We start from the raw sequence: 18,485 nt of genomic DNA on the forward strand, positions 1-18,485 counted from the left end.
GAAGACTTCACAAACGCTTTTGATTGCCCTAGCGATCAAATTCGGCAAGATTTACCAACGCCGTGACGTCGTGTACATCCGTGCCCGCAACAGGCACAGGCCGAACAAGCCGGACAATTGGTGCAGCCTATCAGTTGACACTCTCAAATGGTCGTGTTCCCCGGCGAATCACTGCTTCCCACGGATGACACACTCGACTCAGTCGCGTTTTGATCGCTTGGTTGCTCGAGCGGCATCACCGTGTCATCCAAATCCGGTTGCCCCGCGCCCTTGCCACTGAGGTCACCCTCTTGCCCTGGTGTGGTGATCTCGACCGCTGACCGACCGGTGCGACTGCTGGTCATGCCGCCGCCACTGCCATTGAGACTCATTGGCAGTGAGGAGGAAACCAAATTGTGTCTGGTCCAGACGTCATGGCTGTTTTCGCCATCAGGGGAAAACACAGTCAGAATCGCATCGGTGAAGCTGATCGTGTAATTCGACGCATCAAAGTGAACCCCAAACGGAACGTCGTGGTTCAACGCATACGCCCCGGGCGTCGCCGACGAGGGTATGCCGGCACTGACAACCACGATGTGTTCGATCGCGTCCAACCCCTTCAGGCCGCTGGTCGTGAACTGAGTGGTTTCAGAGACACCCTCCGTTCCAAACAACTTGGACGCCGGAAGCAAGATCACATCCAACGGAGCAGGGTTCACGGTCAACGTGCCAAGTGTGTACGAGATGCCGTAGTTGGATGCTTTGAACCCGGTTCCGGTTGGGGTGCTGCCCGTGATGGAGTAGGGACCGCCGAGCACGCTTGCTGTTTCGGCAGCCCCACCCGAGGCCAGCACCAAGGCTTCGATTGTTTGACCGTTCACCAACCCGGTCGCGTCGAATTCCGTGCCTTCCCAGCTGAACAGGTCACCGTAGGTCTTGGATTGATTGTTGATCACGATGGACAGGTCAGCAGGCGTGATGATGTGCCGACCATCATTCGTGATTAGTGTGCCAGGTCCGGTTCCGTAGGTTTCTCCGTTTCGATACAGCTTGCGAATGTAGTACCCGCCCTTCAGATTTTCGCTATCGATTTGAAGCACATACGATCCCGCGTCGGTTTCGTGATCGATGCTTTCGTAGTCGACCTGCAAGCCAAGGTCAGTCACTGTCGGTGAACCAAACAAGACCGATGCGTCCGTGAGCAGGTCGAGCGTGGCAGGTGAATTGATCACATCCCCGTAAACCGACGTGGCATCGATAATCTGAAGGTCCAAACCAATGGGCGATGAAAACAGCGACCAGTTGTGAGAGGCATCGCCGATGTATTCGCCATAGAAGTCGTTGGCGGGATCACTGGGACCAGCGAAATTGGTTGGCGGATCGCCGCTTGCATGACCGCCATTTAGCAACGCAGAGGGATCAATGTCGTAGGACGAGAGTGAGGGAGCAAACAGGCTGAGTTTGCCTCCGTCGGCATACGCATCACTGACCAGCACAGACTGACTATCGACTTCCAGCGTGTAGGGTTGATAGTAATCACCGCCCGCACGGTTTTCGTTGTCCTCATTGAAGTCTTGCATGCCGGCGAACACCGACGTGCTCCCCGAACCGTAGGTTCCAGTGGCATCGACGAGGTGACCGATGTGCCCTGTTTGGATATTCACATTCTTGCCACCGTGGAGCGTCACGTTGCCCGAAACGGTCTTGCCTGTGTCATCGCCACCGAGCGAGTCTCCATGCCCAATCGATGCGAAGTGCGAACCTTGCCCGGTCAAGTTCACGTCGCCCGTGGTTTCGACAACAATGTCACCCGTCGCGTTCTCCAATTCCGTGCCGGTGAACGCGTACCCGATCTGGGCGCCTGCGGTGCCGCTGGCATTGATGTCCAAGTCCTCGGTTTCTACCGTTGTCGTTCCGTTGGCACTGCCAATGCTGACGTGACTCGTTTGAGAACCATCACCGATGGTTGCCAATGTTGCCTCGACCAACACGTCGCCGCTGACCGTGTGAGCGTCCCCATTCACCTCGACGCGACTGCTGTCGATTGTGATGTCGCCGTCCGAGGTGATATTCCCCACAACGATCTTGTCCGTGCCTGGATTGCCAGTGCCACCCCACTTGTAATGCGTGGAGACATCCAGATCACTGCCGTCGGTCATGGTCAGTGAGTCGATGGTCGTCTGGCCTCCGCCGCTGAGCGTCAGGTTCTTGTCGAACGTCGCATTCACTTGCGTGGTGCCGGGTGAACTTGCATAGACGTGACCGACATGAACCGTCTCAAACTGATTGATTCGATTGATTTCGTCGTTGTCCAAGTGCACCGCGCCCGTTGTGCCATCTCCGATCCCAACTGTGGTGGAACCGCTTGTGCCATCGGAAGCTCGGCCCGCGGTGATGGTCAGGGCACTCGTCGGATCATCCGTCTTCACGCCACCATCGAATGCGAGACCACTGTAGACGGACAAATTCAACGCATCCGGAACCGACACGTCGCTCAATGCCATCGAATCACTCAAGAGGCTAACTGAGCCAGGTGTGATGGAGCTGAAGTCCAATTCGTTACCCAATTCAACGCCTGCGACATCAAGCATTCCGTTGACCTGAGTGTTGTGTAGGGTCAGTTGTTTGAAGCTGCTCAGTCGACCAAATTCGGTGTTGTCCAGTGTCCAATCACCCGACGCTGCGGAACCGACGGCCATCCGGGATACGCCAGCGTTCAAGTCCAAAGCCGTCTTGTCGACATCGCCTGTGACGGAGTTCGAAACCAGCAGGTCGTTGCTGATGAGTTGAAACAAGTTGCTGTCGACGCTGACATTGCCCAGATGAATCAACCCGCTGCCGTTATCAATTCTTATTCGGCTGCTGTAGTTCTCAGTGAAATCCATGTCCACCATCACATCACCACTGCCAACGGTGACGTCCAGCGAACTGTAGAGACCAAGATGATCGAACTCGTCTGCTGTGATGTTCAACAAACCGACGGTCGAATCACCAAGTCCGACGGTACGACTGCTCGTCATCGACTGGATCGACAACGCTCCTGTGTCTGCCACCTGGGTGACTGCATTGAGCACGTTCAACGCGTCCGTGAACAAACTGAGATTGTTTCCGATAGACAGGCGGTCAATTTCGATCGCCGAACCTCGCAGGATCACATTGTTGAAATTCAGCCCGGCATCCACGATGGAGATATCACTTCCCGAAGCGGTGTTGTGCCCCATCTCGAACGTGTTGAACCCAGTGATCCCCGCCAGAATCGCCTTGGAGAACTGCAAGTCGCCGCTGCCGCTTCCCAGCCCAATCGACTGGTTGGCTTGGCCGATGAATTGGAAATTCCCGCCTCCGATCACAGGCCCTGTGATGGTCAGATCATTGGACTCAATGTTCAATGTGTATCCCTCGAAGCGATCGATATTGACCGTCTCACCGACCAACTTCAGCGTCGAGTAGGAACTCGCAGGCCCGCCCATGTCCACATCGAAGTCACTGCCCCGGATTTCAACGGACCGCATGTTCGTCATCGTTTCGTCGCTGAGGTTCAGTGTTCCTGTGGCGGCGTCACCGATCCCGACGCTTTCGTTTCCGGTCGCGATCAGAGTGTCGATCGAAACGCTGCCCGCCGCATCGAACGAATTTGCGGATACGGTGACATCTTCGTAGCCACCAAGATTTGAACTGAGCGAGCCGTCTTCGGTTACGGTGACGCTGCCCGTGCCCGCGTTGATTTCAACGGCGGCTGAGTTTTGCCGACTGTCACGGATGTTTGCCGCGATCGTGATGTCAACTGCTCCGTTTCCACCGCTTTCTTCACGTAGCGTCAATTGCGTTTTTGAGCCATCGTGGTAACCGCTTTCATCACCACCCGATGACAAGGTGGGGAAGACGTCCACTTCGATGTCGATCGTGTCTGCGGCTTCGATCACTAAGTTTCCCGATCCCCATTGAGCACGAATCGCGTCTTGGTTACTAGAATCCACCGTGAATGAGGCTGGATCAAGCAGCAGGGTGCCATGTTCTTTGTCGAGATGGCTCGCTCGCAGGTCTGCGTTGCCGGTGAACACCAACTCTTGCTTGCCAGAAACTTCTGCCTGGCCGCCGTCGCCATCCCCCAGTGCTCGGGCGTTGATTTGCCCAGCGAAGTCCGTTGCCGTGTCAGCCCAGACAACGACGGAACCCGCGTCACCATTGACCGTGGCGTCGACACTGATTTGACTGTCGGCCGAGATCTTGGTTGTCGACGCATTGACAACCTTGGCGTCGGTTCCTTTCCAACCGCCTCCGATTCGAACATCGCCACCGCCCAACTCACCGGAAGCATTGACGTTGAACGAGGTCACTTCGACTCGATCGCCCGTGACAACGACGCGGCCGCCCACACTTCCGCTGACATCGATCGACGCGTTGGTCAGCGCCGCGTCGGCCGACGCGACCATTTCCACGGTCCCACCGGATTGCGTTCCGTCTGGACTGGAAAGTGCCGCGACGATCGTGGCTTCGTTGACGATGTTGCCGTTTGGATTGACCAAGTACACTTCGCCACCGACATTCAAACCACCGATCGCACGAATCGTACCGCTGTTTTGAATCAGCGAAGAACCATTGGAGATGCCGTTGCTGATCGTTTCCAAGTCGGCTTGGATGTAGCTGCCTCCCGGCATTTTCAATCGTCCGCCGGTGGCCAGATTGATCGTGCCGGACGACTCGATGGTGCCATTGTTGAAAACTTGCGACGCAATCAAATTGGCACCGCCATCGCCGGTGGAGATCAAACCGTTGTTGACGATCGCCGCATCCGAATTGCCGCTGAATGCCAGATCGCCACTCATGAATCGGTCGTTGGTGATGTCCAACGTCGTGGCGGTGAACCCGTTGGTGTTGATGACACCGGTGCTGCCAATGACAACACCGCTGGCGTTGGAAACAAACACGTTGCCGTTCGACGTGATGGCTCCATTGATCAACGATTGAGGTGCCGAACCGATCACACGGTTCAAGACCGCGGAATTGGAACTGAGTTGATCGAAATTGACCGTGTGTCCACTGCCGACGGAGAAGTCGTCCCAGTTGATCACCGCTCGGTCGGTCGAGGTGGTGATGTTGGTCAGATTGCTGACGCTGTTGTCGATGGTGCCCGCCCCCGCAACGATGTTGCCTCCAACGGGAGCTTGAGCCAACAGTGATCCAGGCATCGAACAGCCCGCCAGGATCGCGGAAAGAATCAAACGCTTTCGCATCACGCTGGTTCGTGTTGGACGGATTCCACTGCCACCCTCTGGCTGACCGTTCGATCGGCGGTCAGTCTTCTTCGTCAAACAACGTTTCATCTTGTGCCCCAGATGAGATTTCAATTTTTGTCCGATAGCGAACGATCCCGAACTCTTACACGTCTGACAGAACCCGGAGAGAAAGAACGGTCGAATATCATCGACAGACTTTGCCCAACCGCGAAAGAGTCCTCAGAGTCCCACCAGGCGGACAATGCAACTTTGACTCAAGCAACATCGCGTCCATGAAACGTGGCGTCCTGCGTTGGGGCGCAAAGCGAACGCAATCATTGGAAAGCGATGCGGGTCAGGTAGAAGTTCGCAGCAAACCAGCATTCTCGCCTCCAGTTTGTCTCGCCCCCAACGAGATTCCTTCACCGTCCAACTTGCCCCAACCGATCTCGACCTAAGACCCGAGTCATTTCGCAATCCGAACCGCCTTCGCTGGCACCTCGATCTTTCTCAAAAAGCTTCTGTGGCGATGAATATCAAGGCATTGATCGCAGCGGTGGCCGCCTTTGGCCTTCCCGCAGCAAGCGGCCAAGAACTTGAGTTCCATTGCTACTCCGACACCGCATGCGACTCGTTGCTGGTGGACGCGACTCCCGAATGGGATCATTTCTTACTCGGTGACTGGTGCAGAACACGTCCCCGACTGGAAGAATCGGGCACCACGCCGTTCCTTTACTACGACTCCATCTTTGCGGCCAACATCAACGGCGGCATCGGCACCGACCAAGCGTACACCGGGCAGATCTATGCCGGTGCCGACCTCGACCTGGAACAGATGTGGGGTTGGGACGGGACCACAATGAAGATTTCCATGGTCGAGCGTCACGGCGACAGTGTCAGTTCCGCGGTCGGTGGGATCTACGACCCAATGTGTATCTATGGTGGGCAAGTCGGCTATCTGTACCAGCTGTGGATTGAGAAAACGGTCTGCGAAGACGTGGCTTTGAAATTCGGCCGAGTGTCCGCCGACACGGATTTTGCAAACAACGGTTTGTATCGCTATTCACTCAGCACCGCCATCAACGGTCCGATCCGAGCGATGTTGTTAGAGAACATCATCACGTCCTTCCCCTATCCGGTTTGGGGCGGGCGAGTGAAGTACGCTCCCAACGACCAACACCAAATTCAGTTCGGTGTGTATCAAATCGGGGATGGCATGTGGGACTTCACCCAGCACGGGCTCGACTTCAGCATTCGTGGCAGTGACGGAGTCTCGTTGATCACCCAGTATGATTGGACGCCAGAAATCAATGGGCGGCCCGCTCGTCTGTTTTTGGGAGCGGTTCACTCGTTCTTTGAGTTTGACAACTTCGATGGCGTTGGCACCACCGATGAGTTTCTGCGTTTGTACGCTCATGGCGAAATGGAGATCACGCCTGACTGCGTCGCCTTTGCGTTTGCGAGTCATTCCGACGAGGACCAAGTCGCCAAGACGCCCCTGCAAATCAGTGCGGGGATCAACCAGAAAGGACTGCTTCCTGGCCGTGAAGAGGACCACACTGTCTTCTTCGCCACCTATGGCGAACTCAGTGACGACTACGGCGATTCAATCGGCGAAGACGTTGACGCCGAATGGGTCTATGAACTGGGGCACCGCGTCCAAGTTTGTCCAGCGTTCTACCTGCAACCAGCGATCCAGTACATCGTGCACCCGGGCGGCACCGGCAACATTCCCAACAGCACCGTGATGGGTGCGTGGATGGGAGCGAGCTTCTAAACAGGGAGGCTGGACTGATCAGGCAGAACCATCTGAGCTGCTAAGCAGGTCGGCAGGAGTGATCAAGTACAACCATGTGAGCCGTTTGGGCGTTAGCCCCGGTTGTGCGTGAAAACCGTGGCTAACGCCAGCGGCTCACATACCCGATGACACCTGCGTACCTGCTTAGTGGTATGTCAGATCCAATGCCGAACCCCCCTCCCAACTTCGAGGTCGTGCATTTTTCTAAGTTGTTGCAATGCCACGCATCTATCATCACCCTCCCAAAGGGAGCGTGAAGTAAAGCTGCACGAGCTCTTGCTTGACGAGAAACGTCGCCGACGGAACATGGATCAGCATGCATCCTTGATCGCCCCAGCCGTTCACTCTGGTTTGACAACTTTGGCTGAACCGGCGATCCCCCGAAACGCACCAATGATTTGGTTGTCACCCGCTGCCCCGGCGTGATAGTGGTAGCCGCGAACGTCATCGTAGTGCCCGCTGCACTCGTCCAAACCTTCCGGCTGCTTGCCGTCGGTGTCCAAGTGAGCGTAGATGCCGAAACCATCCAGTGCGTATCCGATCAACGCGGCATGCCCGTCGGCTTGGTCGATCTCTTTGGTTTTCCCCGTGGCAGCATGGTAGTGGTACCCGGCGTGTGGGTTGACGTGCCCGCCGGAGTGATCAAACGGCGCGATGGTGTGAGCCTTGATGATCATGTGAATCGGTGCCGGTGGATCGTACTTGACACCGTTGAACGCGACTCCAACCGGGGAATGCCCGTCACCAACTCGGTGGAAATCCGTGGCAACCGATCGATAAACCGGGTTCACGGGAATCACGTAGACGTTGTGGTAACTCTTCCACTCAACCACATCCGGAGGACATTCGACGGCGTGATTCTCGTAGCGAGGATCAACGTTCGGTCGCGCGGCTAAATTGAATGCTTCTTCCGTGTCGGTGACTTTGATGCTTCCATCTTCCCGCACCAAATTCCATTCCGGGTCATCGTAAAGTTCATCCAAGTGAGCGACGAATTCACCGGAAACGTTGTAGACATGGCCGTCTTTGATCCAAATGCCCCCTTTGTCTTCGCCGTCGGTCACGTGCTTGGGTGCCCATGGGCCAAGCGGATGATCCGGCGGAACGGCCTTGGTCGTGATGACGTAGCATTCTGCTTCACTGCCATCACTCAGTGTCCGCATCTCTTTCCGAATCGGCTCCACCAAGCTTTCTTCGAGAAAGTGGTCGGGATCCACTGCCTGAACGACCGCTTGAGGGATCGTTTCCCCTCTCGGCCCGCATCCCAAGCAAAACATTGCCAGGCTGATTAGCGAAAGCAGAGGCACTGTGTTATGTGAAGCGTTGAATGGCATGGTTGAATTTCTCTAAAACGAAGGAGTGGGGGATGAGAAGGACAACATCGAGCTTAGCGGACGTCATCGGATGGATAGCGATCGATTAGCAGACGGTTGATATAAAACGATTCCCAGATTGAAGGATAAGCCGACGGGTGCTAGCCCACGGTTTCCAGAGACGAACCGGACACTATCGCGTTCCGGCTGACTAAATCCACAGGCTGTTAGGCCGGTGAACTCGATTCGTGCTCATCCGATCGGATCAACCCCAAATCGCAAGCGACAACGTAGATGCAGGGGATAACAATCAGAACCAGGATCGTTGAACTCAACAATCCGAACACGATGGAAACCGCTGTCGGAATCTACACCTGGGCTTGCGTGCTCTTTTCCAACGTCAGCGGCAACAGCCCAACCATCGTGGTGATGCTGGTCAACATGATCGCTCGGAAACGAAGGCGACTGGCACTGCGAGCGGAGTCATGACTCGGTTTGCCTTCGGAGCGTTCCTTCTTCAAGAACAGCACCAGCAGAATGGAATCGTTGACCACAATCCCGGCCAGCGAAACGAATCCCACCAAGCTGGGCATGGAGATATCCATCCCCATCCACATGTGCCCAAACACCATTCCGATCAGCGACATGGGAATCGCCGCCATCACAATCAGCGGTTCAAGCCAACTCTCAAACTGGAAACTCAAAATCGCGTAGACGCCAAACAACCCCAACAAAAAGAGTGACGCCATCGACGATCCCGTTTCACTGGACCGCTCCGCCTCGCCACCCAGCGAAATCTTCAGCCCCTGGTGTTTGGCAACCAACTGGGGCATCAACTCGGATTGAAAACCACTCATCAACTTGGTCGTGTTGACCAGGTCCGTGTCGGTGTCCGCCGTCAAGGTCACGGTTCGCCAACCGTCCACGCGAGAAATCTTTGACCAGCCATACGTCATTTCTAAATCGGCAACTGATTGCAATGGCACCTGGATTCCACCTGCCAGGATGAATTGGAAATCCAGGAAGGCTTCCAGCGTGTTCCGGCTTTCGGGTTCCAACTGCACATTGATTTCGTATTGATCCAGCCCCGCCTGGATGTCGCTGATCTTTGCTCCTTGAAACGCAGTGCTCAGTTGACTGGCCATTGCTTGCACATTCAAACCGAGTGCGACCGCATCGGGCTTCAGGTGCAATCGAATTTCTTGCTTGCCAGGTCGAAGGTCGGTGTTGAAGTTGTAGACCCCGGTGTACTCGGACAACCATTGTTGAGTCTCTTGAGCGGCGGATTGTGCCACCTGCAAGTCGTCACTTTTAAACAGCACCTCCACTGCTCGTCCCGCCGGTCCACGGACCGCTTCGGCAATCGTGACCGAAATCGCGTTGGGAACCTGGCCGACCTCCTCGCGCAACGCTCGAATGAATTCCGCCGTGGACGTGCTTCGCACATCGGGTTCGAGCATCAGAATCGACACGGTCGCAACATGGGGCCCTGATTCACCTGCGTCGCTGTTCTCATTGAATTTGGACATCACCGACCGCACCAACTCGTCGCCCGTTGGCTGACCTGGGAACCGATCATTTGCTCGTTCGACCGCGTCATTGATATTTCGGACAATCTCTTCCGTCCTGCTCAACGGCGTCCCCTGAGGCATCAACACGCGAGCTTCCACCATCTCCCCTTCCAAATCAGGAAAGGGCACGAAATTCACCAGCCCTCCGGCAACCATCGCAAAGGCCATGATGAAGGTGGCAATCGACAATCCAATCGACAGGTACCGCCAATGAATCGCCCAATCGATCACCTTGCCAAACACATTCTCGCGGACCCAATCGACGCCACCGTCAATTTTCGCTCGCAGCCCACGGGGAGCGTTTGCATCCTTCGCCTTCAAGGAATGCCCCAGGTGCGCGGGAAGAATCAAGAACGCCTCGATCAAACTGATCGCCAGCGTCGTCAACAGAACCATCGGAATCACACGGAGCACTTTCCCGATGTGCCCTTCCAGCACAAACAGCGGGCAGAGCACGCAGCAAGTCGTCAAGAAGGACGAGATCACGCCGCCGGCAACTTCTCGGACACCATCCACCGCAGCCCGCATGGGATGTTTGCCCAAAGAAACATGCCGGGCGATGTTCTCGGCGATCACGATCCCGTCGTCCATCAAGATCCCGGTCGCCATCAAGATTGCCACCGAGGACATCATGTTCAGACTTTGGCCGATCAGCGGCAGGAAAAAGAACGCTCCCATGAACGAGACCGGCAGGCTCATCACCACCCAAAACGAAAGTCGCAGGTTGAAGAACACCCACATCACTAAGAACACCAACACGATGCCCTGCCAAGCGTTCTTGGCCAACAATGTCAAACGCTGAACGATCAGTTCCGACTCATCGTTGGTGATCGTGATGTCCAACTGCGGTTGACGTTGCTGTTCCTTCTCAACGAATTCACGGACCACCGCGGCAATCTTAGTGGTGTCTTGCGACCGGGTCTTGTTGACCTGGATGATGCCCGCCCGTTGACCTTTGATCCAAGCCTCTTGTTCTGCGTCGGCGAATCCGTCGACCACACGTCCGATGTCGCGAATCCGAACTTCGGATCGTCCCGTCACCCCGTGAACGACGATTTCTTCGATGTCTTGCGGCGTCTGTTTTTGTTCCACCAAACGCAGCAGGATGTCTTCGTGCTCTGACTCGATCGTGCCCACTGGCAAATCCAGATTCTGGCTGCGGACCGATGCGGCAACCGTCTCCGCTGACAAACCCAATCGACGCAACGCTTCGACATTCAATTCAATGCGAAGCTGACGATCGGAGAATCCCTGGATCTCAACCAAAGACACACCGGGCAATCGTTTGAGTTGTTGCTTGAACCCCTCGCAGTAATCCTTCAACGAGTCCGGGTCGATGGGACCACTGACTGCAATGGTCATCACCGAATCCGTCCGGTTCAGTTCGGTGATGAACAGATCCTCGGCACCATCAGGAAGATCCGAGATCGCTTCGACTTCCGTTTCGATGTCGTTGAGCGCCGTCGACAGATCAGCACTCTCGTCGATCTCCACCACGATCGACGCAAACCCCTCTTGCGCAGAACTGGTGACCTCTTCGATGTTTTGGATGCCATCCAACGCGTCTTCGATCGGCAAGCAGATTCCCTGCTCGACGTCTTCCGCCGATGCTCCGCGATAGGTCATCACGATCTGCACTTCGGAACTGTCGAAGTTCGGAAACGTTTCCTTCTGAAGACGAGGAACCGCGTAGAGCCCCAGCCCAATGAAGGACATCATCAGCACGTTAGCCAACGTTCGGTGATTGACAAATTTCTCTAGCACAAAAGTGTTTCCGAATCCGCGAAGTGGGCGTCTCAAGGAGTGCGTGAAAACTGCGAAGGGGCGTGACCGGAAGGCCGCTCTGTATCGTCCGCGGCGACGGAATCAATCAATTTCTGAGTGGCCTCCTCCGCCTCTATGGGATCGACCAACATCCCCATGATCGCCGGCGACGGATTCGCGATGACCAGTCGTTCGCCCCCCTCCAATCCCGAGGCAACCACGGCATAGTCGTCTTGAGTGAACGCCAACTGCACTACTTGCGAGGTCAATCGACTTTGGTCGTCCAGCAAGTACACCGAGCCATTGCGGATCGCTCGACGTGGAATCACGACTTGGTCAGAGAGCGTTGTGCCAAACACGTCGACGTCGCAAAACGCACCTTCTAGCAGAGGCGGCTGAGGACGCTCTTGTCTGGATGGCGGAACGTTTTCAACACCGACCACAAACCCCACCATCTTGGTCTGAGTGTCAACGATCTCTCGGACTCGTAAGAAGCGGCCCTTGTACGATTCTGTCACCTCGTTGCCCGCGACATTGACCACAGCCTCAAACGCAAACAATCGCCGGAACGCCTCCTGAGTGAGCTGCTCTTCGAACTCGCTTCCGTCCCTCTCCGCCACGAACAAACGGTGAATCTCACTCAGCGGCAACTGCGCTTCGACTTCCATCTCAGCGCCGCTGTAACCCTCGAACAGGTTTTCCCCCACGGTGACGTACTGCCCAACTTCCAATTGAACCTCACCCACACGCATTTGAAATGGTGCGGTGATGGTGGTGCGTTCAATGTCCCGCTGAGCCTGCGTTTTCTGGACTTCTGACTGACGTCGCGCAGCTTGCAAGGCTTTGATTTGAGGTCCGATCAGAGCGATGCTGTTCTCGAGATCCTGAACGGCCTTCTGCTGCATGAGCAGTTCACGGCGTTTCGAATCGATCGAAGCGCTCGATCCCGCTTGCCGAGTCAAAAGCGTTTCCTCGCGATCGAACTCCCGCTGCAGAACGGCCAGGACCTCTTTCTCGAGAGCCAAGCTCTTTTCCTCGTTCTCGATCGACTGTTCCAGTTGCTCGATTTCAGCGTTTTGCTGGTCGATTGTGGCCTCCAGTTGTTCAACTTGCGAACGGTAGTCGGAATCGTCGATTTCCAACAGCACCTCGCCTTCCTGGATCATCGATCCAGGACGCAGCTCGGGGTGAATCTTGTCGATTCGCCCCTCCACCTGCGTGACCGCTCGCCAAGAACGAGCGTATTTGGCCGTGCCATACCCGCTGACCTTTGGGCGAACGTCCATCCGCTGAACAACCATCGTCTCCAGCATCCGGGAGACTTCGTCTTCCTTTTGCACAGTGAGCGGAGGCGAGTGCTTGACCAGCCAAGCGTAGGCAACGACGGCCAAAACGATTGGCGGGACCACCAGCAATCGTTTGCCCCACGTTCCCCATCGCACTGCGGACTTCATTCCGGATTCCTTGTTGTTTCACCATTCGGGATTTGAAAGCGTCACGGTTCGCGTTTTAAGTGCGAACCGTGGCTCTATTTACCTGATGCGAAATTTGAAGGAGTCGAGGGCCACAATAAATTGGATGACGAGCAGAATTCCCGAGGACTCCGCACGTGTGCCGCCATCCGAGAGGGGGCGACCAGACTGGGGAATGGCCTTTTGAGAACGGCTGCAATGGGGGGCGTGTGCTCTCGTTTCAGTCTGTGTTCGACGCTCTCGCTCGTGCTTGCTCATCGATTTGGGCATGAAAATCGGCGACCTTGGGAACCAATTCAGGGTGCCTCGCCGCGACCTCGTCCAGCCTTTCACGCAGCGTGTGTTTCGCTGTTGCATGCTCTCCGTCTTTGCATTCTCGGTACTCGCGAAAGGAACGATTCAATTGCTGGATGGTTTCTTTGGCGGCATTGGCTTGCTCCAGATCATCGATGATCTCAGCAAGACGGAAAGACAACTTCAAGAACCCCGACGCATCGCCGGGCAGAGCTTCCTCGCTCATGGGGCTGGACCAAGCCGAAGCGAACACGTCGTCCTGATTTTCACCTGTCGCGGCCATCGCCTTTCGCTCCGCAAATTCTCGTTCCATCTTTTCATTGAATTCGCGGAATTCGTCCTGCTCCCGTTGCCAATCTTCGATGGTCTCGTGCATGGAAAAGGCGAACTCGTTGTCCGACTCAAGGCTATCTCCCGCAAGCGAGGTGAAGCCGACACCAAACAACCCCGACGCCATCATGTCGCAAATGGGACAGTCGCAATCGGGCATGTGTTGTTCGCATTCTGTGTCGTCCATTCCCACGATGGGAACTTCACTCCCGCGTGGGACGCGTCGGCGGCTGCATTCCATGATGAAGCGAGGTGGAGAGCCGCCCTCAAAAGGTTGATCCATCCATGAATCCCGAGCGTCGGACAAGAGCGCGGATAGTTGGTCTTCCTGTTCCATCTCCGTTTGCGTCTCGCCAGACAATTCGTGTTGAAGATCACACCAGTCCCAACCGGCGTCGAGCAAATGGCGACAAAGGTCAAAGTACATGATCATCTCTTCCGTCCCCATCGGTGCGTCGTCGTAACCGAGCACATCATCCGGAGTCGCGATCATGGGCATGCCATTTTCGAACCGTTGGCGTTGTCCCCAAATCACGGCATCGCTCCAATCGTGTGCGCCGTGCATCAGGGAGCGTGGACAACGCCCCGACAATTCTTCTCGTGGTGTCATCAACCAACTCGCGTGTACCTCCACTGTCAATGCATGCCGCGCGTTCCATGCTTCTTGCTCTTCGAGGTTCTTCGGAGGATATCTGCCAACGGATACAGCCTTGAGGATTTGCTCGGCAAAGGTCTCGATCAGCGGCGTACCAAATAGAAAGCTTCGATTGGTTCGCGGGATCGAAATCTCACTTTCGCGTTGGTCGAGAACCAGCGAAGCCGAGGCGGACTCATGCAACTCCCACCATGGCGGAAGAACGAATGGAAGCGGGCAACACTTTTGCCCTTCCAGGTCGGTTTCGAGCGCTAGCGTGGCGCGGGCCCCGAGCTTTTGCACACTGTCGCCGACTATGATTCGCTTCTGAATCAAGTCGATCGCGAGCCAATTCTCGTGACCGTCAATCGCGGCGAACGCTTCCTGGGGATCCGATGTTTGGATGGGGAGTCCGTCGACGAATTCGCAAACCGTTGGACTACGATATCTTCCCCAATATTCTGCGACTTCGTTCCAATTCGCAGGGTCCTCGGACATGGTTGCCCAGAGGGTCAGTGCCGCATCGTAGGGAACCGCGGTGCCGACACGGCAAGCGTTGTGATCCAGCACGACCACAACAACCGGCGGCGTTTCCATTTCGTCATTCTGATTGGATGCGTTCATCGAAGAGTTCACCATGCATTGGAGAATGTCGGAACATTCAGTTGATTTTGAATGTTCCCCAAAGTGGCATTGGCTTCCAGCCTGTGTTGGACTCGCGCCTCTTCTTCCACGCAGCTCATCGGACGGAAGCTGGTGCCGCAGATGAATTGTACCAGCCCCTTGCGACTAAAGACACAAATGCGACTTTGTGGTTTGAGAACACCCGAACACGATCTCGGCGGAGCTCCTCAGCATTTGCCAAGCAACGCCAGCGAACGACGACCTGCTAGTGGTCCGTCAAAGTTAAAAGTGAGGGTTGATCGTAGTGGACGAGGCCACGAGTCCTTGGATGCGACGCCAGTTCAGGACTCGTGGCCTCGTCCACTACCCCAAAAAACAAGTCCTGACAGACCAATAGCCTCGGGATTTCAACCCGAGGTTTTGGGCGTCGGCCTCATGCGCGGCAAGCCGCGGAGCGGCGACAGGTGGCGAGGAGAAGGGGCGGATTGAAAAAGTGAAATTGTAAATTGTAAATTTCAAAATCTGGGCGGCTGAGGCCATGCCGGGACATGAACTGCCGGAGCATTCGGAGACGATTCTCGCCCCGGATGGGGCCGGCGTGCTTAGCTCGGGGCGGAAGCCCCGAGACAGATGGCGAAAATGATCTGGCACGCCCCGGACGGGGCCGGCGTTGGGCATGCCGCGTGAGCCTTGCTAACGCGGCGGGTTTCCATTTCGACGGGCTTGGAAGTTCATCGATACGGGATACGAACCGGGGGATTGTTCGGCGATGCGGGCAAACAACTTCCGTCGCTCCGCGACTGGTTGTGGGTGTCGGGCGTTCGAACAACCGCGGAGCCGTGACAGTTGCCAGTGGTCCGTCAAAGTTAAAAGTGAGGGTTGATCGTAGTGGACGAGGCCACGAGTCCTTGGATTCGACGCCAGTTCAGGACTCGTGGCCTCGTCCACTACCCCAAAAAACAAGTCCTGACAGACCACTAGCCTCGGGATTTCAACCCGAGGTTTTGGGCGTCGGCCTCATGCGCGGCAAGCCGCGGAGCGGCGACAGGTGGCGAGGAGAAGGGGCGGATTGAAAAAGTGAAATTGTAAATTGTAAATTTCAAAATCTGGGCGGCTGAGGCCATGCCGGGGCACGCCCAGGATGGAGCTGACTTCCTCGGCAAACCAACGAACGACATCCCGAGGCAGTCGAGATCGTGTTTTCGTCGAGTCGTTTGTTCTCGGGAAGATAGCTCGGCCGAGTTTCGATCAGGTGTTTCACCGCGTTTTCGAGTGAGGCATCGGGCTTGAGACGCTGGCAGACGAGCATCCAAAGGACAACGCAGGCGGTGTAGACGGTGTGAGCTCGCTGGGTAAAAAGCTCGTTCGCATCTTCGAAGTTGACAAGCTGCTGCAGCAGTTCGAAGGAACGGTCAAACTGCTGGTCGGCTTCCATGCTTCGCTCGGAATCGTTCCTGCCCATATTCTTAACGTCGAAGGCAGCACTTTTTGTACTTCTTGTTGCTGCCACACGGACACGGGTCGTTCCGCCCCACCTTGGGTTCCGCGCTTCTCAGGGTGCCGCTAAGTTGCGGTTCCGGAGTCAAGTCCGAGGATCTCAACGCGGTGAACCCCCGTGCCTGCGTTATCGGGTTGCGATGGAGCGCGGTGACAGCGAATTTGCCACCTTCCGAAATCACGTCGATCAGGGAGTACGGTGGCAACACGTCAGAACGCACCACTTTCGCAGCGTTCTCTGGTTGCTCGCGACACACCTTTGCCGATTCGGCACTCAACCGATGATGGGAGACTCCCTCGCGGGCGGCCTGTTGAATCAGCGGGTCGCTCTCGGGCAACGAAAGCAAACAGGCTGCATCGAAGATGGCCGTCTTGGTCATCATCGCGCCTTCGTCACCATCCGTTTCCTGTTGACTCAGAGTTGTCCAAAGCTGACGCAGGGTTTCGATGCACTCACCACGGTTCAGGTACCGGAAATAGACTGAAACAATGAAGTACGAAACCAAAGCGGCTCGATCGAACTCCTTTCGATTGCAATCCTGAATCCGTTGCACAATCGGCTCTGTCTTCCCCACCAGAGCATGAGCCAATCCCTCGACCAATCCCGGTTCGATCGATGCGCCGAACCATTCTTCCCGTTGGTGTTTGGGAAGATCCAGGAGTTCCAACAACAGATCCGCATCGTCAATCAAGACTTCGCGTGATTGGGAATTGTGCGTGAGCAGGATCGTCGCGAGGTAGGGGCCATTGTTGGAACTTGGTTCGTCACGCCGGGCTGATTCGATGCCGCGTCGAACTCGGGAGGTGAGCGGTCGAAAGACTTGGCCAATGAACCGGTTCAGATTCTCGACCGCTTCGAACGGATAGTTCTTGAAATTCGATTGATCCAGCTCCGCCAACCACCCGTCGATCTGATTGGGCTCAGCTCGATCAGAACGAATTGAAAAGGTCTCAGGCAGTCTTTTGCAATTTGCCCGATGCCGATCCAAATCATCGGTTGTCCATGCGAATGCATGCCAATCGGCCAAATATTCGATCGGATTGGAAACGATCTGCTGGTCGATCTCCAATTGCTCTCGCGAGAACGTTGTTTGGCGTTCGCTGGCCATCCCTTGGAAAGATTCCAGCCCCACATAGTCATCGTCGATTTGACCTCGTTTGAAACATTCCTCCGCCAACGATTTGAAATCGCTGCCGCCAACATCGATCAACGATGTCATCGCCATTGATGAAAACAAGTCATATTTGTGCGTTTGTCGCTGTTCCATCCAAGTCCGCACCCACTGAACCGCCGTGGCATCGTCCAGTGCGTTGTCAGCGACGAGATTGAACAACACTTCAACCACTTGCAGCTTGATGTAGTCGCTGACCTGATCATCCTGGACCAGCGAGTCCAGCCATTGGCAAAATGCCGTGATATCTTCGCGATCGGCGATCGCGGTCAAGATTGCACGGGTGAACCGGCCCGTGATCTCGCCGCAGACCCTTTCCATCCTGTCATCATCACAGCGAAACAGCCGATCAAACCATGCTTGTAAACTCGGCTGTGGGTCGATGCCCAGCAAGTGGTAACAAAAAAAGGCTTCCGGATACTCGCTGCCGAGCCCCAGTTCCTTCGACTCAATCGCTCGATCCATCCTCGCGATCAACGCAGGCATCACTTCCGAGCCCCGTTGCATCAGTTCACGCATCACCCCGGCAGGCAACACCAAACTTCGAAACCGACCGAGTGACTCGATGAGGTCCTCGGTTTCAATCTTGGCTGCAGAAAACGTCATCGAATATCGTCCTTAATTCGGAACGGCTGGTGGATTGTCTGTTCAACAACTTTGCCTGATCAAGCGACGATGGAAAGGGCAGGACCCTCTGTTCTGCTAACTCAAAACGGGATATCGTCGCCCTGGTTTCCCTCACGGCCTCCATTTTTGAATGTCGCCCGTTCTGGAGCATCCACTTGCGAGAGAAAACCCGCTACTTTCGGCAGCAACGGGGG

The 18,485-nt window shown here is 55.7% G+C and carries 7 protein-coding genes and 1 pseudogene; 1 reads left to right on the forward strand and 7 read right to left on the reverse strand.

Annotated elements, in window-relative coordinates; all coding sequences use genetic code 11:
* Positions 1-143 precede the first annotated feature (143 nt).
* Positions 144-5,213, reverse strand: coding sequence for a two-partner secretion domain-containing protein (locus tag UH5x_RS05635; RefSeq protein WP_482635031.1), 5,070 nt, complete (start codon positions 5,211-5,213; stop codon positions 144-146).
* A gap of 511 nt (positions 5,214-5,724) precedes the next feature.
* Between UH5x_RS05635 and UH5x_RS05640 the strand changes: the two genes are divergently transcribed.
* Positions 5,725-6,972, forward strand: a complete 1,248-nt coding sequence (locus UH5x_RS05640; RefSeq protein WP_482635032.1) for a carbohydrate porin — start codon at positions 5,725-5,727, stop codon at positions 6,970-6,972.
* Between the two features lie 362 nt (positions 6,973-7,334).
* Here the strand turns inward: UH5x_RS05640 and UH5x_RS05645 are convergent, their stop codons facing one another.
* The 6 genes and pseudogenes from UH5x_RS05645 to UH5x_RS05670 form a co-directional block, all read right to left on the reverse strand.
* Positions 7,335-8,327 carry a YHYH protein gene (locus UH5x_RS05645; protein WP_482635033.1) on the reverse strand — a complete coding sequence of 331 codons (993 nt, stop codon included), beginning with the start codon at positions 8,325-8,327 and terminating at the stop codon, positions 7,335-7,337.
* A 347-nt stretch (positions 8,328-8,674) separates the two neighbouring features.
* Complete coding sequence (locus UH5x_RS05650) at positions 8,675-11,596, reverse strand: efflux RND transporter permease subunit (RefSeq protein ID WP_482635034.1); 2,922 nt, start codon at positions 11,594-11,596, stop codon at positions 8,675-8,677.
* Positions 11,597-11,673: 77 nt separating this feature from the next.
* A complete protein-coding gene (locus UH5x_RS05655; protein ID WP_482635035.1) occupies positions 11,674-13,095 on the reverse strand; it encodes an efflux RND transporter periplasmic adaptor subunit in 1,422 nt (473 codons plus the stop codon).
* Positions 13,096-13,333: 238 nt separating this feature from the next.
* Entirely contained in the window at positions 13,334-14,995 is a 1,662-nt protein-coding gene (locus tag UH5x_RS05660) for a hypothetical protein (RefSeq protein WP_482635036.1), read from the reverse strand.
* Positions 14,996-16,138: 1,143 nt separating this feature from the next.
* Positions 16,139-16,430, reverse strand: a pseudogene (locus tag UH5x_RS05665) (IS4 family transposase); the annotation flags it as partial.
* 31 nt (positions 16,431-16,461) lie between these two features.
* A complete protein-coding gene (locus UH5x_RS05670; RefSeq protein WP_482635037.1) occupies positions 16,462-18,270 on the reverse strand; it encodes a DUF1186 domain-containing protein in 1,809 nt (602 codons plus the stop codon).
* Positions 18,271-18,485: the final 215 nt, after the last annotated feature.

The sequence above is a fragment of the Rhodopirellula sp. UH5 genome (assembly GCF_056839225.1).